This window comes from Roseivirga seohaensis subsp. aquiponti (assembly GCF_001267955.1).
Taxonomy (GTDB): domain Bacteria; phylum Bacteroidota; class Bacteroidia; order Cytophagales; family Cyclobacteriaceae; genus Roseivirga; species Roseivirga seohaensis.
The window spans coordinates 45,532-64,100 of record NZ_JSVA01000008.1 but is presented as its reverse complement, the minus strand read 5'-3'; the positions used below and the strand labels follow the sequence as shown (position 1 = coordinate 64,100).

The window sequence follows — 18,569 nt, the reverse complement described above, 5'->3', positions numbered from 1 at the left end:
AACCTATGGAATTTATCAAAGTAAATAAAGCTTACGCCAAACACATTGCACTAATTCAGTTGAACAGACCTAAAGAACTAAACGCGTTGAACCTGCAACTTATGGGTGAAATTAGGGATTGCCTAAAAGAATTAGATCAAGACGATGAAGTTCGAGTAATCATTATTACGGGGGATGAAAGAGCCTTCGCAGCAGGTGCCGACATCAAGCAAATGGCTGGCAAGTCTACCATTGATATGTGGAAAGTAGATCAGTTTAGCACATGGGATCAGATTAATAAAACTCGTAAACCTATTATTGCAGCAGTATCTGGTTTTGCATTAGGCGGTGGTTGCGAATTGGCAATGACCTGCGATATGATAGTAGCGTCTGAAACGGCTCAATTTGGCCAGCCTGAAATTAAAATTGGGGTAATGCCAGGAGCAGGAGGCACCCAACGACTCACTAAAGCCTTAGGCAAGGCAAAGGCCATGGAATTGGTATTAACAGGGAAATTTATCTCAGCCGAAGAAGCCCTTGGTTATGGACTGATAAATAAAGTTGTACCTGTTGAAGTATATTTAAAAGAAGCCGTTAGCCTTGCCAGTGAAATTGCGGCAATGTCCCCTATCGCTGTTCAAATGGCTAAGGAAGCCGTAAAAAGATCTTTTGAAGTACCATTAGAAGAAGGCCTTCATTTTGAAAGGAAAAACTTCTACATGTTATTTTCTTCCGAAGATCAGAAAGAAGGAATGAATGCTTTTGTGGAAAAACGAAAACCTGACTTTAAGGGGAAGTAATAATAAAAAAGGGGCTTGAGCCCCTTTTTTATTATATCACAATGTAGTACTTCTTAAATACCTGGTACAATTGGAATGTTTGTATTGCTGGCTCCTTCTCTAAAGCTAAAACCAATACCTACAGTAGCTGTATTGTATTCTTGGAAAGAGTATTCACCAAAAATGTTCAGGAATAACAATCTGACTCTTAATCCAACATTTGCCTTTACTCCACCATTTTCATAAGCTAAATCGATTGGATCAGTGTAGCTACTAGTTTCAGTAGTATATACTCCCTTCAACCCAAAAGTTGTTTTAGATTTTGCATAGCCTAAGCCTCCATAAACTGTAAGAAGTGCTATTTTTTTTGAAACCAATGCCTGAACTACAGTTCCCTTAGTTTCAAACTCCGCAGTTTGATTTAAGTCTGAATCTACAACAAACCCCGTTTTCAAATTTGTATACCCTACAAACATGGAAAGATCGAAAGGCAACTTCTTCACTACTGGCAAGTATTGCTTAATATCGTGCATTACTCCAATACCAAATAATTTCACATTGGCTTCTTCTTCATCGCCAAACGACATGTCTGGTGTATATCTAATCTTAAGGTCAGTTCCTTTTATCAAACCAACCCCTAATTGAATCATTGGAGAAGGTACTGCGTTTGTTGGAAACTCCTCTTCTAAACCTAAACCTGTTGGTGCTGAAATACGAATAGTTTCATTACCACTGTTATCCATAAATGTCAATTCCGGAAGATCATCAGCACCCAAATTAGGGCCAAATAAAGTAGGCAGTTGTGCTGAAGTACCATTCGATAATTTCACATTTGAATAATCAGAGTTTTTGAAAGTAAAGAACTCACCACTGGAAGGTACAATTGCGGCATTCACAGAAATATTCAGGTCGAAACCTAAAGTTTTATGTGGCCTAGCCGTATTATACCAACCTGCATTTACACCATAGCCAATACCTTGAAAAGCAGGCGCCATGTAAGCCTCTAATAGCTTATTAGCATCTGCCAAACCCGCTTCTAAAAAAGAGTCAAAATCAAATTGTGCTTTAGAAACATTCGCCATTGACACCATTAGTCCAGCGATCAATAATATTCTTGTATAAATTTTCATGTCAAAATGCTTTTAAAAAATTAATCTAACTGAACTCTGGCGGTTACATCAAACTTGAATAAGAAATCAAATGTGTCGCTAGCTGTTTGAAAAGTAACATTCTTCCCAACTAATACTAGTTCAATTTTGAAAGAAGTACCATTCAATAAAGCGCTTTCGATGACTGATACAGCAGCAGGATTTACATCGCCAGGAGCTGCCTTATCGAAAAGAAGCACATCTTCTGTTTTAAGATGGGCATCAACAATTGTAGTTTCCAAAAGTTCGGTTGAATTACCTCCACTGATGATATTCAAAGTAACATCCAAATCAGCTTCATTTCCAGCATTAAAGCCTTCAACCTTATACCAAATCTTGTTGATGGTAAAACGCTGAAGTTCATCCATGTACTCATCAAACTCATCCGAGGTAATATTGATTTCACCTGTTTCTACAGTAACTGGTGGAGTTTCATTGATCAATTGACCAATTGCCACCGCAGGAACATCAAGAGTTACTGTAACAGGATCAGTTTCCACAACTTGGGAGATATCTGATTGAATACCAGCTTCTCCGCAGGCACTAATGATAGTGGCCATTAGCAAAATTAACAGTACGTTTTTTTTCATTGTTAAGGTTTTAAAAAGAATGCTAAATAATTATAAGGTTGAACAGTTAAAAATATACTCAGTTAGTGTTTTGTGAAATAGAAGCGGTAATATCCCAAACTACCTCAACAGTAAAATCACTTTCAATGTCTTTATCAAAGCCTGCAGTCACGATTAAATTAAAAGGCTCTTGGTTATCTATAATAGCTTCTAAACTGGCCACTTGGGCTGCGCTAAGTTGAGAAGACGCGTTTCCGCTTTCAAAAGCAGTAAAAAGTCCATTCGCTAACGTAATACCAGTAACCGATAACACCTCTGTGGTGGTACCATTTAATTCTGTAGAAAGACTTAAACTCATAAGAACATCATTACCCGCAGTGCCAGAATAATCTGAAATCTCATAAGTCAGCTGGTTAAGCGTAATATTCTTAATCAGTTCTGAATCTTCTGTAAATAATGCCGATGGATCCACCAATCGCTCAGCGGTATAGCTGTTATTTGTGCTACCATTGGCTTCGTCACTGTTGATAGTGAATTCATAGTTACCTACAGAAGGCACAGTAATTAAAATTCCGCCTTCATCGCAAGCAGAAAGCGTAATTAGAAACATAAGAAATAGGCAGATCTTCTTCATTGATTTTGTATTAACAGGTTACGTAAAGTTAACAATAAATTCGAAGCCTGTATTTTACATTTATATGGCTTAAAACTAATCCTGATTTATCCTAAAAGAAAAACTTCAAGCATTTGATTCGACTCTATTGACAGTTATCTTTGCAGCCGAAAACACGTGAAAGACAATTTCATCAATAAATAAAAGGTGGGATTTGACTAATTTGAGTGGTCTCTTAACGTAAAGATTAGTAAAAGAAATTAATTATTCAATTCAAATAAAAAACAAATGTCATTAGTTGGAAAAAAAGCACCAATATTTAGCGCACCAGCGGTAATTAACGGAGAAGAAATAGTAGAGGGATTTTCTCTTGAGCAGTACATCGGTAAAAAAGATGTAGTATTTTTCTTCTACCCGAAAGATTTCACTTTTGTGTGCCCTACTGAAATTTTGGCTTTTCAAGAGAAGCTAGGTGAATTCGAGAAAAGAGGCGTTGCGGTAGTTGCAGCTTCTTGCGACACTGAAGAAAGCCATTTGGCTTGGTTAATGACTCCTAAAAATCAAGGTGGTATTGAAGGTGTTACCTATCCTATAGTAGCAGATACGGCTAAAACAATTGCTCATAATTATGGCGTTTTAGCAGGAGATTGGAACTACAACGAAGAAGGCGAACTTACTTTCGAAGGAGCTCCTATTGCTTACAGAGGTACATTCTTAATCGACAAAGAAGGAACTGTAAGGCAAGAAACTATCAACGATTTGCCATTAGGTAGAAATATCGATGAAATGATCCGTTTGGTTGACGCCCTTCACCATGTTGAAAAATACGGTGAGGTTTGCCCTGCAAACTGGGAAGAAGGAAAAGAAGCAATGAAAGCTACTAAAGATGGCGTTGCTGATTACCTTTCAAAAAACTAAGCTGAATTAAATATTTCGTATAAAAGCCCTCCTTAATGGAGGGTTTTTTATTTTTGTTCTGAATGGCTATTATTCTCTATAATTTATCCGTCCGTTTTTATCGCCTTGTTATTGGCTTGGTAGCCCCATTCAATGAAAAAGCAAAAAAGTTCGTAAGCGGTAGAGTAGGGATATTTGATCGCCTAGCAAAGGATTTTTCAGACATCAAAAAGCCTGTGATTTGGTTTCATTGTGCCTCACTAGGTGAATTTGAACAAGGTCGCCCAGTAATTGAGGCATTTCGTAATTCAAAACCTAATAATAAAATACTCATTACATTTTTCTCTCCATCAGGTTACGAGCTCAGGAAGAATTACACCGAAGCCGATTTTGTTTACTATTTACCAATCGATACAAAAAAGAACGCCAAACGCTTTTTAGATATCGTCAATCCAGCCTTGGTGATTTTCGTGAAATACGAATTTTGGTATCATTACCTCAAGCAAACCAACGAACGTAATATTCCGCTGTATTGCATTTCAGCCTTATTCAATGAAAAACAGCGTTTTTTCAAACCCAATGGAGGTTTTTTCAGAAAAACGCTCAACTTGTTCGATCACATTTTTGTTCAAAACGAAAAGTCTGAAAAGCTACTGCAGCAAATTAACATCAAACAAGTCTCTGTTGCTGGCGACACCCGTTTTGACAGGGTAGTAGACACCGTGAGCAACCCAAAGCATTTTCCGTTAGTAGCTCAATTCAGTAAAAACGCACTCACTATGGTAATTGGAAGTTGCTGGCCTGCCGATATGGCCTTCCTCTTCCCTATTATCAATCATTCCAAAAACATTAAGTTCATTATTGCTCCGCATGATGTGAGCGAAAACAGCATCAAGCAATTAGAAAAGGGCTTGAAGTTACCCCATTGCCGAATTACAGAAGCTACACCAGAAAACATTGATCAATCTCGAATCATAATTATCAACACCATAGGCATGCTTTCTTCGCTCTATCAATATGGACAATTTTCGTACATTGGCGGAGCCTTTGGAGACGGGCTACACAATATATTAGAAGCGGTAACTTTTGGGCTACCCGTAATTTTCGGAAACAACAACCTAGAAAAATTCCCTGAATCGTTGGCGCTAATTGAAAAAGGAGGCGCATTTTCATTCACGCAACAATCAGAAATTGAAGAGCATTTCGCAAAACTATCTACCGATACTAATTTCAGGAACAAAGCATCTGAGCAGTGTAAAGCTTATATTCAAGAAAATACTGGTGCCACGGCAAAAATTATGGACAGTTTAACCCAATGGAACAAATGAGAGGAAGAGTCATTCGATCTACGGGTTCTTGGTATGAAGTAAAAACCGAAAGCGAAGAAGTTTTCAAAGCTAGATTACGCGGTAAATTTAAGCAAGACAAGCTGAAGGTTAATAACCCAATTGCGGTAGGCGACTGGGTAACGCTTGAACAAGAAGGTGAAGAAGGTTCGGCCGTAATCAAAACCATTGAGCCACGTACTAATTACATAATTCGTAAATCCACCCGTAAGTCTAATTTCTCGCACATTATCGCGTCTAATTTAGACCAAGCACTTCTGGTGGCAACACTTGCCTTTCCACGCACTTCTTTAGGCTTTATAGATCGTTTTTTGGTCAGTGCCGAATCGTTTAGAATCCCATGTATTTTAGTTATTAACAAAAGCGATTTACTCGATGAGGAAGGTTTAGAAATTGCAGCACAATTAAAGGAACTCTACGAGAGTATTGGTTATAGAACTCTGCTTATTTCTGTGCTGGAAGAAAAAGGATTAGATGAAATTAAAGCAGCGTTAAAGGGCAAAACCTCTTTAATTTCTGGCCATTCTGGTGTAGGCAAATCTTCTTTACTAAATGCATTGGTACCCGAACTAGGTTTACGAATTGGTGAGGTTTCTACCTTTGCTAATAAAGGAACTCACACCACCACTTTTGCCGAAATGTTTGAAACCGAAGATAATGCCCGAATCATAGATACGCCTGGAATTAAAGAGTTAGGCTTGGTAGAAATGGAGCAAGATGAAATTAGCGACTACTTTCCTGAAATGAGGGCATTTTTAGGCCAATGCAAATTCAACAATTGCCTCCACGTAAACGAACCAGGCTGCGCAGTGCTAGAGGCCTTTGTGAATGGAGAAATTGCAGACTCACGCTACACGAGCTACCTAAGCATGCTGGAAGATTCGGACAATAGAAGGTAGCTGGTTTTATTTATTTACATTAAAACCAAACATAATTACAAGTTCCAGTATCTACATTATATTGGTAGAGATTAATAACCACTCAATGACTACAAACAAGCTTGTAGAAAGCGCAACCCTATGGCTTTCCAACCCCATTCCCTCTAGCCTTGAAGAAGGTATACAAAATGCTAATGAACTTCTTATTGACCTACAATCAGCGGTAGACAATAACCGAAGCTCAAAGCAAATCATTGGCCCTCTACTAGGTAAAGTAAAAGCCATGCAAAAGAGAATTGAAAACATGGAGCTCGTAAACTGGGTAGCCATTGGAAAAGGATATTTGACGATTGGACACCGGCCAAGCACGAAACTTACTGAAGATTTAAGACTTCAAAATTGTACACACATCTTGACCTTGCTTTCAGAAAACGAAGGCGCTAAAAAAATTAAAATCCTTACCGACAAATCAAATTTAAAATGGCTTTGGCTACCCATGGAAAGTGCAAAGCCATTGGCAGAAGAAAGAACCGAAGAACTCGGTGCTTTACTTTCGGGAATGAAAGATATTTTAGAGCAAGGCGGTAAGATATACCTTCACTGTTCTGCGGGAATTCATAGAACAGGGATGATCGCATATGCATTTCTTCGGTTTATAGGTTTAAGCGCAGAAGATGCCATGCAGAAGCTTAAAGAGTTGCGACTAGATACTTACGAAGGGGCTGGGGAAGAAAGAACGACTTGGGGCGAAGAGATTGTGATGAGGTTAAAAACTAAATAAAATAGGAAGTAAGAGAAATAGCTCTTCCCCCTATTTTATTTGTTCTTGCTAATTATAAACTGAGTCTATCTTTAACATATTCAATCTTGGTTTTACCGTGTTCAGCAGGCTTTCCGTCCTCGCCTAGGTTTACCATAATAATCTTATCAATACTCAAAATATCTTCTCTAGTAAGCTTATTTCGTACTTCACACCTTAATGTGATTGAAGTACGACCAAAGGCCACAGCCTCAATTCCAATTTCTATAATATCTCCCTGCCTAGGGGCATTTATAAAATTGATTTCAGAGATGAATTTGGTTACTATATGTCTGTTTTCAAGTTGAACAATAGTATAGAGTGCGGCCTCTTCATCTATCCATTCCAAAAGCCTACCTCCAAACAAAGTTGAATTAGGATTTAAATCTGTGGGGCGTACCCATTTTCTAGTGTGAAAGTTCATAATTCGTTTTCCGTGAGTTTTTAACCTTACCCGATTTATTTAATAGCATAAATTTCTGCCTTTCGGAACTATTAATCAAATTAATGGTATCTATATTAGTATAGACTAAAGCTATACAATGACCTTACAACAACTTGAATACATCGTTGCGCTTGATACGCATCGCCATTTTGTAACTGCCGCTTCGCATTGTTTTGTAACACAACCCACGCTCACCCTTCAAGTTCAAAAACTTGAAGATGAAATGAATACCCTGATTTTTGATCGTTCGAGGCACCCAATTGTACCTACTCCAACAGGAGAACTGATTATTAACAAAGCTCGACAAATTTTGAGAGAGGCGCATCAGCTAAAAGAGTTGGTGAACTTAGAAAAAGACACCATTACTGGTAGTTTTAGAATTGCGGTTATACCTACGGTAGCCCCCTATTTGATGCCTAGATTTTTAAAAAGTTTTTCTGAAAAACACCCTAACACACATTTACAAATTAGGGAAATGGAATCAGAAGAAATTATTCATGCCTTAAAAAATGATTTTGTCGACATTGGTATTTTAGCCACTCCGTTAGAAGAATCATCTATTCGAGAAATCCCATTATACAATGAGCCTTTTCTAATATACAGCTCAGAAAATCACTCGCTTTACGGGAAAAGCAATATTAAACCAGACAGCCTACCCTTGTACGGTCTTTGGCTCTTAAATCAAGGGCATTGTTTCCGAAATCAAGTACTGAATATTTGTGATAAAAAGAAACAATCTGACAACCCAGGCTTTTCATATGAAAGCGGTTCTATCGAAACACTGAAAAACATGGTGCGCTCAAACATGGGCTATACGCTTGTTCCGGAGTTATCGGTGATAGAAGAATTGGACGATCCAAGAGTAAAGCGCTTAGAAAGCCCTGAACCTATAAGAGAAATTAGTTTAGTAGTACATAAGAGCTTTACCAAAGAATCACTTATTGAAAAATTGCGTGAAGAAATCCTTTCAAACATCCCAGATCATTTTCAAAAAGGGAAGAAGTTCATTAAAGTGAAATGGAGATAATTTTTACCTAAAATTTTAAATAAGAGAATCACTTAGATATTCGTTTTGACAACCAGCTACTTTTGATTCATCATAAACAAAGAACAAAATGAATATTGATAGCACACTTCTGAGCCTTGCCTTATTCTACTCTGGAATTATAACTTTCATTGTATTGAAAGTTAGAAGCCATTGGAAAAAATATCACTATTAAGCAGACTTCCTTTTCACCTAAAGGAAAAATATACTACTAAATACAGCCCAATGCAATGTGTCAATCGCCATTGTAATTGGGCTGTATTTATTCTACCCAAAAATTAAGCTTTGCTATAAGCTCCATTTTTAAATCCTCTAGCTCAATACCTCTCATTCGTGCAGTACTACTAGCCTTTAACTTTTTTACTTCCAAAAGGTGCTTTCCTCTTCCCAGCTCAATAACATCTATCACCGCTAAGTACCCTTTTTCGCCATTTGAAGCATGGGTTTTGAAAGCGTAATCTAGGTTAGGATATAATATGCCATCAATGTATACCTCAAAAAGCTGAGTTTGACATGCCAAAGACTGTTCCAAACGCGCTTCATAATTCTTATCGCGCACTAAATCATCTACATTCAGAGTAGTGTCCATTTGAACTTTCATTCCAGCTTTGAAACCTTGCAAAACACCTTCATCTGGGCTAAGCTTATAACTATCTGGGCACAGCAATTCAAGCGTACTATTATCCTTTGGGTTGTAGCGTAAAAAAAGCTCAAGAAAACCATTCTCAACATATTTAGAAGGCAAACTAAGCTCACGAATAAATTGGTCATCTGCCCTTAAATCATCGTAAAAGCCCTCAACCATATATCCTTCAGAAATATTAGTCCGCTCTGGGTAGAACACATTTACATCCAGCGCATCGGCCCTGAGAGTGACCAGAAGCACCAACAATAGCACCGAGGAAACTCCTATGATCTGCTTTTTCTTATAGGTGGTAATAAGGTGATAATAAATTGACCGGTATAAAATAGATAAGGTGATTACCGAAAAGAAGCGATAAATGGGGTAATACAACACCGAAAACCATTTTGATTTCTTGAAAGCACTAAAAAACAAGGTGTCGAGAAAGAAGATTATAGCCAACACAAAATAGAAAATGACCGCAAAAATTGCTACCAAATTCATTATCCCTACCCATATTGTCAGTTCATTAGAAGTACTGAGCATTACAGTCACACTCAGCAAGCTTACCCCTATGGCTACAACAATTACTACGGAAACAATGGAAAAGACCAGCAGAAATGTATAGGCAAAAATTACACTAGAAATCTTATCTAGGTGAACGATCAGTTCGTCAAGAGAGCGAACCTTCTCTGGCATATATTTCCTGAACTTTCCTTTAAACGCAAGTTTATCATAGTCGATAAAACTTGACACCGAACTAAGACCTACAATACCAATCCAAAACCCTCTGAGCAAGAGGTGAATTAATAAGTTAATAAGGAAGAATTTCATCCCTATTGGGATGGTGTCTAAAATGAAGTTAATAGAAATACTGAGCAGCGGATTGATTCCATTCGCTCCTGGGTTCAGCTTATTCTCCTGAATATTTCGGTTGATTTCGGCATACTCACCAATACCAGTAACAAGCAAAAAAATGGAAAAACCAGTAATAAGAAGCTCCAGCTGCCAACTTTCTAACTGAAGATTGGCCACCCATCGCCTCAGTTTACTTTCATCTTTACCTTTGGGTCTATCAATGTTTGTCATGGTTGAATAAGGTTAATCAACCAAAATAAACAATTCTCACCTATAAATCTTAGCAACAAGATTTGAACTACGTTTTCATTATTGGTTTATGGCCAACAAAAAAAGGGACAGTCTTTCAACAGTCCCTTCAAATATGTAAAAAGAGTAAATTACTCTTCTGTTTTCTCTGCCTCTTCTTTTTTAGCTTTTGGCTTAGCCTCAGCTTTAGTTGAAGTTTCAAATGAAGCTTTTAGTGCTTCAGCGTCAATTTTAGCAATTACAGGGGTACTTGTCAATTGCTTGATTTTATTAACCCTATCAGCAGACCTCTGCTTATTTCTTCTCGCTTTTCTTTTTAATCTCGTTATCCCCATGATAGTACTTGTTCGAAATGAGGTGCAAAGATAAGAGTTTGAATAGAATTTATAAACCCCTAGCGAAATAAAATTCACATAAGTTTTCAATATTCTGTTTTAGACCCTCCAGATTAGCCTTGTGTTTAGTAGTTTTGTATGATTAAAACCAACAAGAATGGCTCAAAAACCTTCATTACCCAAAGGCGTACGCGATTTCGGACCGGAACAAATGTTTCGTAGAAATTATCTTCTCGATACTATTAAAGGCGTTTTTAAGAAATATGGCTTTATGCCACTAGAAACTCCCGCAATTGAAAACCTTTCTACACTAACTGGAAAATATGGTGATGAAGGCGACCAACTCTTGTTTAAGATTCTAAACTCTGGTGATTTTCTATCAAAAACAGATTTCAGTGATTTTGAAGCTGGCGCTAAAGAATTGAGCAAGAAGATTACCGAAAAAGGACTAAAATACGACCTCACCGTCCCCTTTGCAAGGTATGTGGTAATGAACCAAAACGACATCACCTTCCCTTTTAAACGTTATCAGGTGCAGCCCGTTTGGCGTGCCGATAGACCACAAAAAGGCAGATACAGAGAATTCTATCAGTGCGATGCAGACATCATCGGTACCAATTCCTTAGTTTGCGAAGCCGAGTTAATGGCCATGGTGAACGAAATTTTCTGTAAACTAGAGCTAAAGGATTATCAGGTTTCAATCAGTAGCCGAAAAATTCTTGAAGGTTTGGCCGATGTTATTGGCGCAACAGACAAGTTTTCTGCCTTCTGCGTTATTTTGGACAAACTGGATAAAATCGGTTTGGAGAAAATGCTAGAAGAAATGTCGCAGTTGGGCATTCCAAAACCTGGACTTGACCGATTGACCGCTATTCTGGAACTTGAAGAAGACAATACCGATAAAATTGAAACCCTCAGAAAAGTATTCATTGGCTCGGAAGTAGGAATTGAAGGCTTGAACGAAGTTGAAACTACATTAAAACACATGACCAGTTTGGGGGTTGCTCACGACAAAACTCACTTTGACCTTACCTTGGCTCGTGGCCTTTCTTACTATACAGGAATCATATATGAGGTAAAACCTACCTCCGTAAAAATGGGCACTATTACCGCTGGCGGCCGTTACGATAACCTTACTGGCGTATTTGGTTTAGATGGTGTTTCGGGCGTAGGTATTTCTTTTGGTGTAGATAGAATTTATGACGTTCTGGAGGAGCTTAACCTTTTTCCTTCAAATCAACTGGGCAACACCAAGGTGATGATTACCAATTTTGATGAGAATTGTTTGGAGCACGCTTTAGGTCTTTCTTCTCGTTTGCGGAACAACAATGTGAATTGTGAAGTATATCCCGAGCCAGCCAAAATGAAAAAACAATTGGGTTATGCCAACAAGAAAAACATACCTTTTGTAGTTATGGTTGGGCAAGAAGAAGTTGACACTAATATTTACACGGTAAAAAACATGGAGAGTGGTGAGCAACACAAACAAACTTTATTAGAGCTTATTGATTTTTTGGCTACACAATAAATAAGCGATAGGTAAAGCCATCGTTTTGAATAAGTTTAGCGATAATGTACCGTTAATCAAGAAGCATAATCAAATTAGCACCTGAATTGAAAATTGACGCAAAAGCACTTTCAAAGTTTATTACACCTTTTGGTGTTCTGATTTTATTGCTTTTTGTGCTTTCGAATCACGTAAGCGGGCAAACCCAAAGCCAACTCACTGCTAATTTTGAAGTTGATCACGTAATTGGGTGCGCCCCCTTTACACTTAACATCACTAATGTAAAGGCCTCAACTCAGTTCGATTACCTTAACACCACAGACCCTAATAATTGCAGTACGTTCCAACAAGACCCTGGCCAGTGCTTCACTAACTTTCAAGCGGAACAGCAATTTGAATACACCCAGCCAGGGGTATATTATGTAATAGGCATTAGTCAATCCTTACCAAACGGAGAGCAATCTGATTATATCAAAATCACCGTAATAGAAGCCATAGAACCTACCTACAATGTATTTGCCTGCGCTAACAATGAGGTTTTTCTAGATATAGATTTTACCCAAGACAGCTACGATAGTTATTCCATTGATTTTGGAGATGGAAGCCCTATACAAACAATTGACAAAGCAACTGATTCAAATGAACTGCCCTATACTTATGCCGCTGCGGGAAATTATAGCATTACCGTACAAGGACTAGCTTCGGGGAATGCCACAAGCTGTTCTGACTTTACAAAGTCAATTACCACACTCGACAGCTCCCCTACTCCAGTAATCAATAGCCTGAAAGTATTGGGTGCCACTACTCTTGAAATCAATTATGAAAGCTTGGACAGTAGGATTGTACACACATTAATGATTGAATCAGAAGACGGAAACCAAACAGACCTTGTTATTTTAGACCCAAGTACAAACCCAACAAACTACACTTACACCAACAGTAATTTCGATTTTGTTAATACGGTGTATTCGGTAAAAATTGAAAGCACTACCCAATGCGATAACACAGCAATACCATCTGAAACAGTGCATACTGTGGCGGCCCAATCTAATTCCGCCTATGTAAACTCAGATATTCAAATTGATTTTGACTTCAGCTCAAACTCCAATGGTCTTACTCAAATGCAGTTCTACGAAAACAGCAGCCCTCAAGAAACTTTCACCACAAATACAGGCTCAGTGCAACGCATGTTGAGTAATTGTACATTGGTAGAAAGCTATTATTTTGAAGCTACTTTCGGGGCCGCTACTTCTAAGAGTGCTCCAATTATCCCCGATTTAAGTGGCACTCTCAGTCCGCCTGCAATACAATCTATGGATGGAGAATTAGTGAATGCCACTTTCGAGCTAGAGTTTAATGAAGCACCAGTTGGTACATCAAATTATACGATTTACAAAAAGAACCCAGACGACACCTTTAGTGCTATTGGAACATCGTCTAGCCCAGAGTTTACCGATACCAATTTAAAATCAGGGCAATTAGAACTTTGCTATACTGTAGCTTATGAAGATGACTGCGGGAATACTTCAGAAATGAGCTCAGAGTTTTGCTTCCCGCTATCTGTAGGCACCATTCGACTACCAAACGCATTTACTCCAAACGGTGATGGAATCAATGATACCTTTACGGTTGGAGATGGCGTCTTCATCAACTTTCAGATGCAAATTTTTGATCGCTGGGGTAACTTAATTTTCAATTCTACCAACCCGAGTCTTGGTTGGGATGGGACTTATAATGGCACTCCTGCTAGTATAGGTGGCTATGCTTACCGTGTTTCGTTTCAAGATGCAGGAAATACCACCATCCAACAGACCGGAACTTTAGTATTAATTCGATAGTTTTGGGTAAAAAATAACAAGCTTATGTTCGATATGATGAAAATGATGGGCAAGGTGAAGGAGATGCAGTCCAAAATGAAGGAAGCCCAGGACAAGCTAGAATACATTCAAGAAACAGGCGAGGCTGGTGCCGGAATGGTAAAAGCTACCGTTAATGGGAAAAAGCAAGTCATTTCAATTGAAATTGATGAAGCTTTAATGAGCAAAGAAGATAAAGAAACAGTTCAAGACCTTACTGTAGCCGCCATTAACAATGCGCTTGATAAAGCAGACATTAGCGCAAAAGAGGAAATCAGAAAAAGCACAGAAGGTATTATGCCTAACATCCCTGGAATGGACCTAGGTAATATGTTCTAATGTCAAACCTATCCGTTGCCCTTCTTAATTATAACGGCAAAACTCATCTAGAAAACTTCTTGCCTTCTGTTGTGCAATTCAGCACAGGACATGACGTTATTGTGATTGATAATGGATCAACAGATGGCTCTGTGGAGTTTGTTACAAACAACTTCCCATCCGTTAGATTAATTACCTATTCAAAAAATTATGGCTTTTGTGGAGGCTACAATAAAGCACTAAAAGAGTTAGATCATGAATTTGTAGTACTGCTTAATACCGATGTTCAGGTGTCTGAAGGTTGGATTTCTCCAATTTTAAAACTGATGGAATCGGATAGTAGTTTGGCGGCAGTTCAGCCAAAAATTTTAGACCTAAAAAAGCAAACCCACTTTGAGTATGCTGGTGCCTCGGGTGGTTATCTTGACATTCTAGGATATCCATTTTGCCGAGGCAGAGTATTTCATACCATAGAAGAAGACCAAAATCAATATCAAGAAACCCAAGATGTGTTTTGGGCTTCGGGGGCTTCTCTTTTTGTTAGGCGTTCGGCTTATTTTGAAGCTGGTGGTCTAGACGAAGACTTCTTCGCTCATATGGAAGAGATTGATCTTTGCTGGCGCTTTTGGAATTTAGGTTATAAAGTAAAAGTATGTCCTGAAAGTGTAGTTTACCATTTAGGCGGTGGAACATTAGATAAATCCAGTCCAAGAAAGACCTATCTAAATTTCAGAAATGGGCTAACTATTCTTTTAAAGAATGAAATCACTTCTGACCTCTTCTGGAAATTTCCAATCCGATTGATTTTAGATTGGCTTGCCATTGCTCAATTCTCAATTCTGAGTGGACTTCCACACGGGTTCGCAATCATCAGAGCCCATTTCGATTTTATGAGGTCTATTCCTAGCCAAATCAAAAAACGAAAGTCTGCAAAAAGACTATCGCAAAACAATCCAAGATATAGGGGCTTAGTGATTTGGGATTACTTTTTAAGGCAGAAAAAAACCTATCAAAAAATAAATCCTTAATTGTACCAAACAGGATTTTGTCTTCTACGTAAATGCTTCCGAAAATTGATCACATAGGCTAGGCCTAAATAAATCAATAAAGGTGAACCAAAAGTAATAAATGAAGCATAGATGAAGAACAAGCGAATAGAAGAAGCCGACAGATTAAGCTTCTCACCTAATTTGGTACAAACACCGTAGGCTTGGCTTTCAAAAAAACGTTGAATTCTTTCCATTGGACAAATATTACATCAAATTTACAAAAGAATTTATTAAAGGTTAAAATCGGAATCCATTAAAATTTTATTAAACTTGCAGTCCTAAAATTAAGGCTATACTGTTCTAAATCAATCAAAATAATATGAAAACCCAAACAGCTAAACTATTTTTTCCATTCTTGATACTTGGTGTCCTATCAATGTCTGGTTGCGCACTAAGCAAAATGGCAAGAATGTCTAAAGACCAAGGACTTACAGTTGAGCCATCTCCATTGGAAGTTCACGGGAACGAAGTAAAATTCACAATGTCGGCAAACCTGCCTGTTAAAATGTTAAAACCTAAAAAGGTTTACACATTAAACACATATTACCAATACGGCACTCAAGAAAAACAATTGGCTCCAGTTGTTTTCAATGAGAAAGATTTCCCTAACGCTTCAACAGAGCAGCCTAAAGCATCTAAAGAATACTCTTTCGCATATGACCCTGCTATGTCTCGCGGAAACCTTTTAGTTCAAGGTGTTGCTTCAAACCCTAAAACTGGAAACTTTGTAGAATCTGAAAAACTTATCATTGCTGAAGGTTTAATTACTACTTCTACTTTGGTTCAGCCTTCTTACTTTACTTCATATGCTCCTCATGGCTACAATGATAAAGAAGAACTAATCCCTACTAACGTAGAGTTTTTCTTTGAGCAAGGAAGATCGGTTTTAAGGCCAGTAGAAAAAAACAGTGATAGAGGTTCAAGGTTTGCTGCTTTCATTGCAGAAAAGAATGCAACTAAAACAGTTACCATCACTGGTACTCACTCTCCAGAAGGTAAAGACAGAATTAACGCTGACTTAGCAAAAGAAAGAGCTGTAGCCATCGAAACATGGTACAGAGAGCAAATGGATAAATATGACTACCAAGGAATGGCAAGTCAAATCAGATTCATCACTAAACCAGTTGTTGACGATTGGAATGAATTGAAAGCCATGCTTTCTAGCTACAATGGCATTTCTTCTGCTCAAAAATCAGAATGGACTAACATTATCAATGGTTCAGGTTCTTTCGAACAAAAAGAAAAACAACTTCAGAAGTTGAGTACTTACAAGCAAGTATTTAAAGACATCTATCCTCAGTTGAGAACAGCTAAAACTGAAGTGTTAACTATTAAGCCTAAAAAATCAAGAGAAGAAATTATTTCTTTAGCAAAATCTATTGCACAAGGAAGAGGATCTGCTGATCAACTTTCTGCTGAAGAGTTGGCTTATGCTGCTTCATTCACTCCTTCTTTAGAAGAGAAAAAATCAATCTACGAAGCTGCTGCTAAAAAGAACGATACTTGGGCAATCCACAACAACCTTGGTGCAGTATCTATGGAAATGGCAATGGCTGCTTCTGGAAGAGAAAAAACTAACATGTTGAGAGATGCGATCAACCATTTCGAAATTTCAAACCAAAAGAATGCTAACGTTCATGCGCAAGCAAACTTAGGAATGGCGCAAGCAATGCAAAATAACAACCAAGCGGCTCTTGATGCTTTAAACAAAGCATTAACAATGAACCCTGGTAACGATGTGAGACAAGGTGTAAACGGTGCTAAAGGCGCTATTGAAATCAAAATGGCTAGCTACGATGCAGCATTAAGCTCATTGGGCAATGCTACAAACCGTTCGGTTGACCAATACAACAAAGGTATGGCTCAGTTCTTGAAAGGCGATTTCAGAAGCGCTCAGTCTACTTTTGAAACTGTAATCTCTAACGATAGAGCATTTGTTTGGGCTCATTACTTAGCGGCAGTTGCTGCTGCTCGTCAAGGAAACGAGAACAAAGTAATTGAGAACTTAAGAAATGCTGTAAACGCTGACGCTTCATTGAAAGCAAAAGCTTTATCTGATTTAGAGTTCAGAGAGTTTAGTGGTAATCAAGCATTTATCGACATCTTGAAGTAATCGAGTATAAAAATTCAAAAAAGGGCTCTGGATGTAAATTCAGAGCCTTTTTTTATACCCATTACTCTTGTCAATCTTTCTTTGTGAATTGAGTACTGAATGTTTATTTTTACGGCCTTTAAAACCCTAGATTAATGAGAGAAATACAGTTTCGTGAAGCCCTGAGAGAAGCCATGTCTGAGGAAATGAGAAAGGATGATAAAATCTTTCTTATGGGAGAAGAAGTGGCCGAGTATAATGGTGCTTACAAAGTGAGCCAAGGCATGTTAGACGAGTTTGGCCCGGAAAGAGTAATCGACACCCCCATTGCGGAACTAGGGTTCGCAGGAATTGGTGTTGGTGCCGCTATGAATGGTCTTAAGCCAATTATCGAATTCATGACCTTCAACTTCTCACTGGTAGCTATTGATCAAGTAATCAACTCTGCTGCTAAAATGATGTCAATGTCTGGCGGACAATACTCAGTTCCTATCGTGTTTAGAGGACCTACAGGTAACGCAGGCATGTTGAGCTCTCAGCACTCTCAAAACTTTGAGAACTGGTATGCAAACACCCCAGGATTAAAAGTGGTAGTACCTTCTACTCCATACGATGCCAAAGGTTTATTGAAAGCCGCCATCCGCGATAGTGACCCAGTGATTTTTATGGAGTCTGAATTAATGTATGGCGACAAAGGCGAAGTACCTGAAGAAGAATACGTATTAGAAATTGGTAAAGCGCACATTGAGCGCGAAGGATCTGATGTTACTTTGGTTTCTTTCGGTAAAATGATGAAAATAGCCCACGAGGCAGCTGATGAATTGGCCAAAGACGGAATTAGCGCAGAGGTAATTAACCTTCGTTCTGTAAGACCTTTGGACTACCCTACCATTATTAAATCGGTAAAGAAAACAAACCGTTTGGTGATTGTAGAAGAAGCATGGCCATTGTCTTCATTGGCAACAGACATCGCTTTCAACGTACAAAAAGATGCATTTGATTATTTAGATGCGCCAATCAAAAGAGTAAACAGCATGGACTTACCATTGCCTTATGCTCCAACTTTGATTGATGTAATTTTGCCAAATGTAAAAAGAACGCTAGATGCTGTACATTCAGTAATGTATAAGTAGTCTTTTTTTAAAATGATATTTAGGAATCCGAGCCTTATAGGTTCGGATTTTT

General features: G+C 38.2%; 19 protein-coding genes. 12 read left to right on the top strand and 7 right to left on the bottom strand.

Annotation, left to right across the window (positions count from 1 at the left end; translation table 11 throughout):
- The first annotated feature begins 5 nt into the window (after positions 1-5).
- On the top strand, positions 6-779 hold the full coding sequence (locus OB69_RS07235) for an enoyl-CoA hydratase-related protein (RefSeq protein WP_053223042.1): 774 nt from the start codon (positions 6-8) through the stop codon (positions 777-779).
- Between the two features lie 53 nt (positions 780-832).
- Here OB69_RS07235 and OB69_RS07230 read toward each other — a convergent pair whose 3' ends face one another.
- The 3 genes from OB69_RS07230 to OB69_RS07220 are packed head-to-tail and all read right to left on the bottom strand — an operon-like array spanning position 833 to position 3,109.
- The gene (locus tag OB69_RS07230) at positions 833-1,888 is read right to left on the bottom strand and encodes a DUF6588 family protein (RefSeq protein ID WP_053223041.1); all 1,056 of its coding nucleotides are present in this window, start codon (positions 1,886-1,888) and stop codon (positions 833-835) included.
- Between the two features lie 20 nt (positions 1,889-1,908).
- The gene (locus OB69_RS07225) at positions 1,909-2,496 is read right to left on the bottom strand and encodes a hypothetical protein (RefSeq protein WP_053223040.1); all 588 of its coding nucleotides are present in this window, start codon (positions 2,494-2,496) and stop codon (positions 1,909-1,911) included.
- A 58-nt stretch (positions 2,497-2,554) separates the two neighbouring features.
- The gene (locus tag OB69_RS07220) at positions 2,555-3,109 is read right to left on the bottom strand and encodes a hypothetical protein (protein ID WP_157608506.1); all 555 of its coding nucleotides are present in this window, start codon (positions 3,107-3,109) and stop codon (positions 2,555-2,557) included.
- Positions 3,110-3,376: 267 nt separating this feature from the next.
- Between OB69_RS07220 and OB69_RS07215 the strand changes: the two genes are divergently transcribed.
- The 4 genes from OB69_RS07215 to OB69_RS07200 all read left to right on the top strand — a co-directional run bounded on the left by OB69_RS07215 (position 3,377) and on the right by OB69_RS07200 (position 6,990).
- On the top strand, positions 3,377-4,006 hold the full coding sequence (locus tag OB69_RS07215; RefSeq protein ID WP_053223038.1) for a peroxiredoxin: 630 nt from the start codon (positions 3,377-3,379) through the stop codon (positions 4,004-4,006).
- 62 nt (positions 4,007-4,068) lie between these two features.
- A complete protein-coding gene (locus OB69_RS07210) occupies positions 4,069-5,313 on the top strand; it encodes a 3-deoxy-D-manno-octulosonic acid transferase (RefSeq protein WP_053223037.1) in 1,245 nt (414 codons plus the stop codon).
- Entirely contained in the window at positions 5,301-6,230 is a 930-nt protein-coding gene (gene rsgA / locus OB69_RS07205) for a ribosome small subunit-dependent GTPase A (RefSeq protein ID WP_053223036.1), read from the top strand. Before OB69_RS07210 ends, rsgA begins: the two co-directional genes overlap by 13 nt.
- Before the next feature lie 85 nt (positions 6,231-6,315).
- Positions 6,316-6,990 (top strand): protein-tyrosine phosphatase family protein, encoded by a 675-nt coding sequence (locus OB69_RS07200; RefSeq protein WP_053223035.1) that lies wholly within the window; start codon positions 6,316-6,318, stop codon positions 6,988-6,990.
- Between the two features lie 52 nt (positions 6,991-7,042).
- Here OB69_RS07200 and OB69_RS07195 read toward each other — a convergent pair whose 3' ends face one another.
- A complete protein-coding gene (locus tag OB69_RS07195; protein WP_053223034.1) occupies positions 7,043-7,432 on the bottom strand; it encodes an acyl-CoA thioesterase in 390 nt (129 codons plus the stop codon).
- Between the two features lie 118 nt (positions 7,433-7,550).
- On the opposite strand from OB69_RS07195, the gene OB69_RS07190 reads away from it, so the two are divergent.
- Complete coding sequence (locus tag OB69_RS07190; protein ID WP_053223033.1) at positions 7,551-8,480, top strand: hydrogen peroxide-inducible genes activator; 930 nt, start codon at positions 7,551-7,553, stop codon at positions 8,478-8,480.
- Positions 8,481-8,760: 280 nt separating this feature from the next.
- On the opposite strand, the gene OB69_RS07185 is transcribed toward OB69_RS07190, so the two are convergent.
- Positions 8,761-10,209 carry a hypothetical protein gene (locus OB69_RS07185; protein ID WP_053223032.1) on the bottom strand — a complete coding sequence of 483 codons (1,449 nt, stop codon included), beginning with the start codon at positions 10,207-10,209 and terminating at the stop codon, positions 8,761-8,763.
- 149 nt (positions 10,210-10,358) lie between these two features.
- Entirely contained in the window at positions 10,359-10,562 is a 204-nt protein-coding gene (locus tag OB69_RS07180; protein ID WP_053223031.1) for a hypothetical protein, read from the bottom strand.
- Between the two features lie 157 nt (positions 10,563-10,719).
- Here OB69_RS07180 and hisS point away from each other — a divergent pair, with 157 nt between their 5' ends.
- The 4 genes from hisS (at position 10,720) to OB69_RS07160 (ending at position 15,271) form a co-directional block, all read left to right on the top strand.
- Positions 10,720-12,090, top strand: coding sequence for a histidine--tRNA ligase (hisS, locus tag OB69_RS07175; RefSeq protein WP_053223030.1), 1,371 nt, complete (start codon positions 10,720-10,722; stop codon positions 12,088-12,090).
- 86 nt (positions 12,091-12,176) lie between these two features.
- Positions 12,177-13,907 (top strand): gliding motility-associated C-terminal domain-containing protein, encoded by a 1,731-nt coding sequence (locus tag OB69_RS07170; RefSeq protein ID WP_053223029.1) that lies wholly within the window; start codon positions 12,177-12,179, stop codon positions 13,905-13,907.
- A 24-nt stretch (positions 13,908-13,931) separates the two neighbouring features.
- Positions 13,932-14,264 carry a YbaB/EbfC family nucleoid-associated protein gene (locus OB69_RS07165; protein ID WP_053223028.1) on the top strand — a complete coding sequence of 111 codons (333 nt, stop codon included), beginning with the start codon at positions 13,932-13,934 and terminating at the stop codon, positions 14,262-14,264.
- Complete coding sequence (locus OB69_RS07160; RefSeq protein ID WP_053223027.1) at positions 14,264-15,271, top strand: glycosyltransferase family 2 protein; 1,008 nt, start codon at positions 14,264-14,266, stop codon at positions 15,269-15,271. Before OB69_RS07165 ends, OB69_RS07160 begins: the two co-directional genes overlap by 1 nt.
- Here OB69_RS07160 and OB69_RS07155 read toward each other — a convergent pair.
- A complete protein-coding gene (locus tag OB69_RS07155) occupies positions 15,268-15,486 on the bottom strand; it encodes a PspC domain-containing protein (protein WP_053223026.1) in 219 nt (72 codons plus the stop codon). The two genes, OB69_RS07160 and OB69_RS07155, sit on opposite strands and share 4 nt — an antisense overlap.
- Positions 15,487-15,701: 215 nt before the next feature.
- Between OB69_RS07155 and OB69_RS07150 the strand changes: the two genes are divergently transcribed.
- Both OB69_RS07150 and OB69_RS07145 read left to right on the top strand, forming a co-directional pair.
- On the top strand, positions 15,702-17,405 hold the full coding sequence (locus tag OB69_RS07150; RefSeq protein WP_245620791.1) for a tetratricopeptide repeat protein: 1,704 nt from the start codon (positions 15,702-15,704) through the stop codon (positions 17,403-17,405).
- Positions 17,406-17,539: 134 nt separating this feature from the next.
- The gene (locus OB69_RS07145; protein WP_053223024.1) at positions 17,540-18,517 is read left to right on the top strand and encodes a pyruvate dehydrogenase complex E1 component subunit beta; all 978 of its coding nucleotides are present in this window, start codon (positions 17,540-17,542) and stop codon (positions 18,515-18,517) included.
- Positions 18,518-18,569 lie beyond the last annotated feature (52 nt).

What these genes read in the sequence shown, in the direction of transcription:
- OB69_RS07235 (WP_053223042.1), top strand. Translation starts at nt 6, where the DNA reads ATGGAATTTATCAAAGTAAATAAAGCTTACGCCAAACACATTGCACTA.
- OB69_RS07230 (WP_053223041.1), bottom strand. Translation starts at nt 1,888, where the DNA reads ATGAAAATTTATACAAGAATATTATTGATCGCTGGACTAATGGTGTCA.
- OB69_RS07225 (WP_053223040.1), bottom strand. Translation starts at nt 2,496, where the DNA reads ATGAAAAAAAACGTACTGTTAATTTTGCTAATGGCCACTATCATTAGT.
- OB69_RS07220 (WP_157608506.1), bottom strand. Translation starts at nt 3,109, where the DNA reads ATGAAGAAGATCTGCCTATTTCTTATGTTTCTAATTACGCTTTCTGCT.
- OB69_RS07215 (WP_053223038.1), top strand. Translation starts at nt 3,377, where the DNA reads ATGTCATTAGTTGGAAAAAAAGCACCAATATTTAGCGCACCAGCGGTA.
- OB69_RS07210 (WP_053223037.1), top strand. Translation starts at nt 4,069, where the DNA reads ATGGCTATTATTCTCTATAATTTATCCGTCCGTTTTTATCGCCTTGTT.
- rsgA (WP_053223036.1), top strand. Translation starts at nt 5,301, where the DNA reads ATGGAACAAATGAGAGGAAGAGTCATTCGATCTACGGGTTCTTGGTAT.
- OB69_RS07200 (WP_053223035.1), top strand. Translation starts at nt 6,316, where the DNA reads ATGACTACAAACAAGCTTGTAGAAAGCGCAACCCTATGGCTTTCCAAC.
- OB69_RS07195 (WP_053223034.1), bottom strand. Translation starts at nt 7,432, where the DNA reads ATGAACTTTCACACTAGAAAATGGGTACGCCCCACAGATTTAAATCCT.
- OB69_RS07190 (WP_053223033.1), top strand. Translation starts at nt 7,551, where the DNA reads ATGACCTTACAACAACTTGAATACATCGTTGCGCTTGATACGCATCGC.
- OB69_RS07185 (WP_053223032.1), bottom strand. Translation starts at nt 10,209, where the DNA reads ATGACAAACATTGATAGACCCAAAGGTAAAGATGAAAGTAAACTGAGG.
- OB69_RS07180 (WP_053223031.1), bottom strand. Translation starts at nt 10,562, where the DNA reads ATGGGGATAACGAGATTAAAAAGAAAAGCGAGAAGAAATAAGCAGAGG.
- hisS (WP_053223030.1), top strand. Translation starts at nt 10,720, where the DNA reads ATGGCTCAAAAACCTTCATTACCCAAAGGCGTACGCGATTTCGGACCG.
- OB69_RS07165 (WP_053223028.1), top strand. Translation starts at nt 13,932, where the DNA reads ATGTTCGATATGATGAAAATGATGGGCAAGGTGAAGGAGATGCAGTCC.
- OB69_RS07160 (WP_053223027.1), top strand. Translation starts at nt 14,264, where the DNA reads ATGTCAAACCTATCCGTTGCCCTTCTTAATTATAACGGCAAAACTCAT.
- OB69_RS07155 (WP_053223026.1), bottom strand. Translation starts at nt 15,486, where the DNA reads ATGGAAAGAATTCAACGTTTTTTTGAAAGCCAAGCCTACGGTGTTTGT.
- OB69_RS07150 (WP_245620791.1), top strand. Translation starts at nt 15,702, where the DNA reads ATGTCTAAAGACCAAGGACTTACAGTTGAGCCATCTCCATTGGAAGTT.
- OB69_RS07145 (WP_053223024.1), top strand. Translation starts at nt 17,540, where the DNA reads ATGAGAGAAATACAGTTTCGTGAAGCCCTGAGAGAAGCCATGTCTGAG.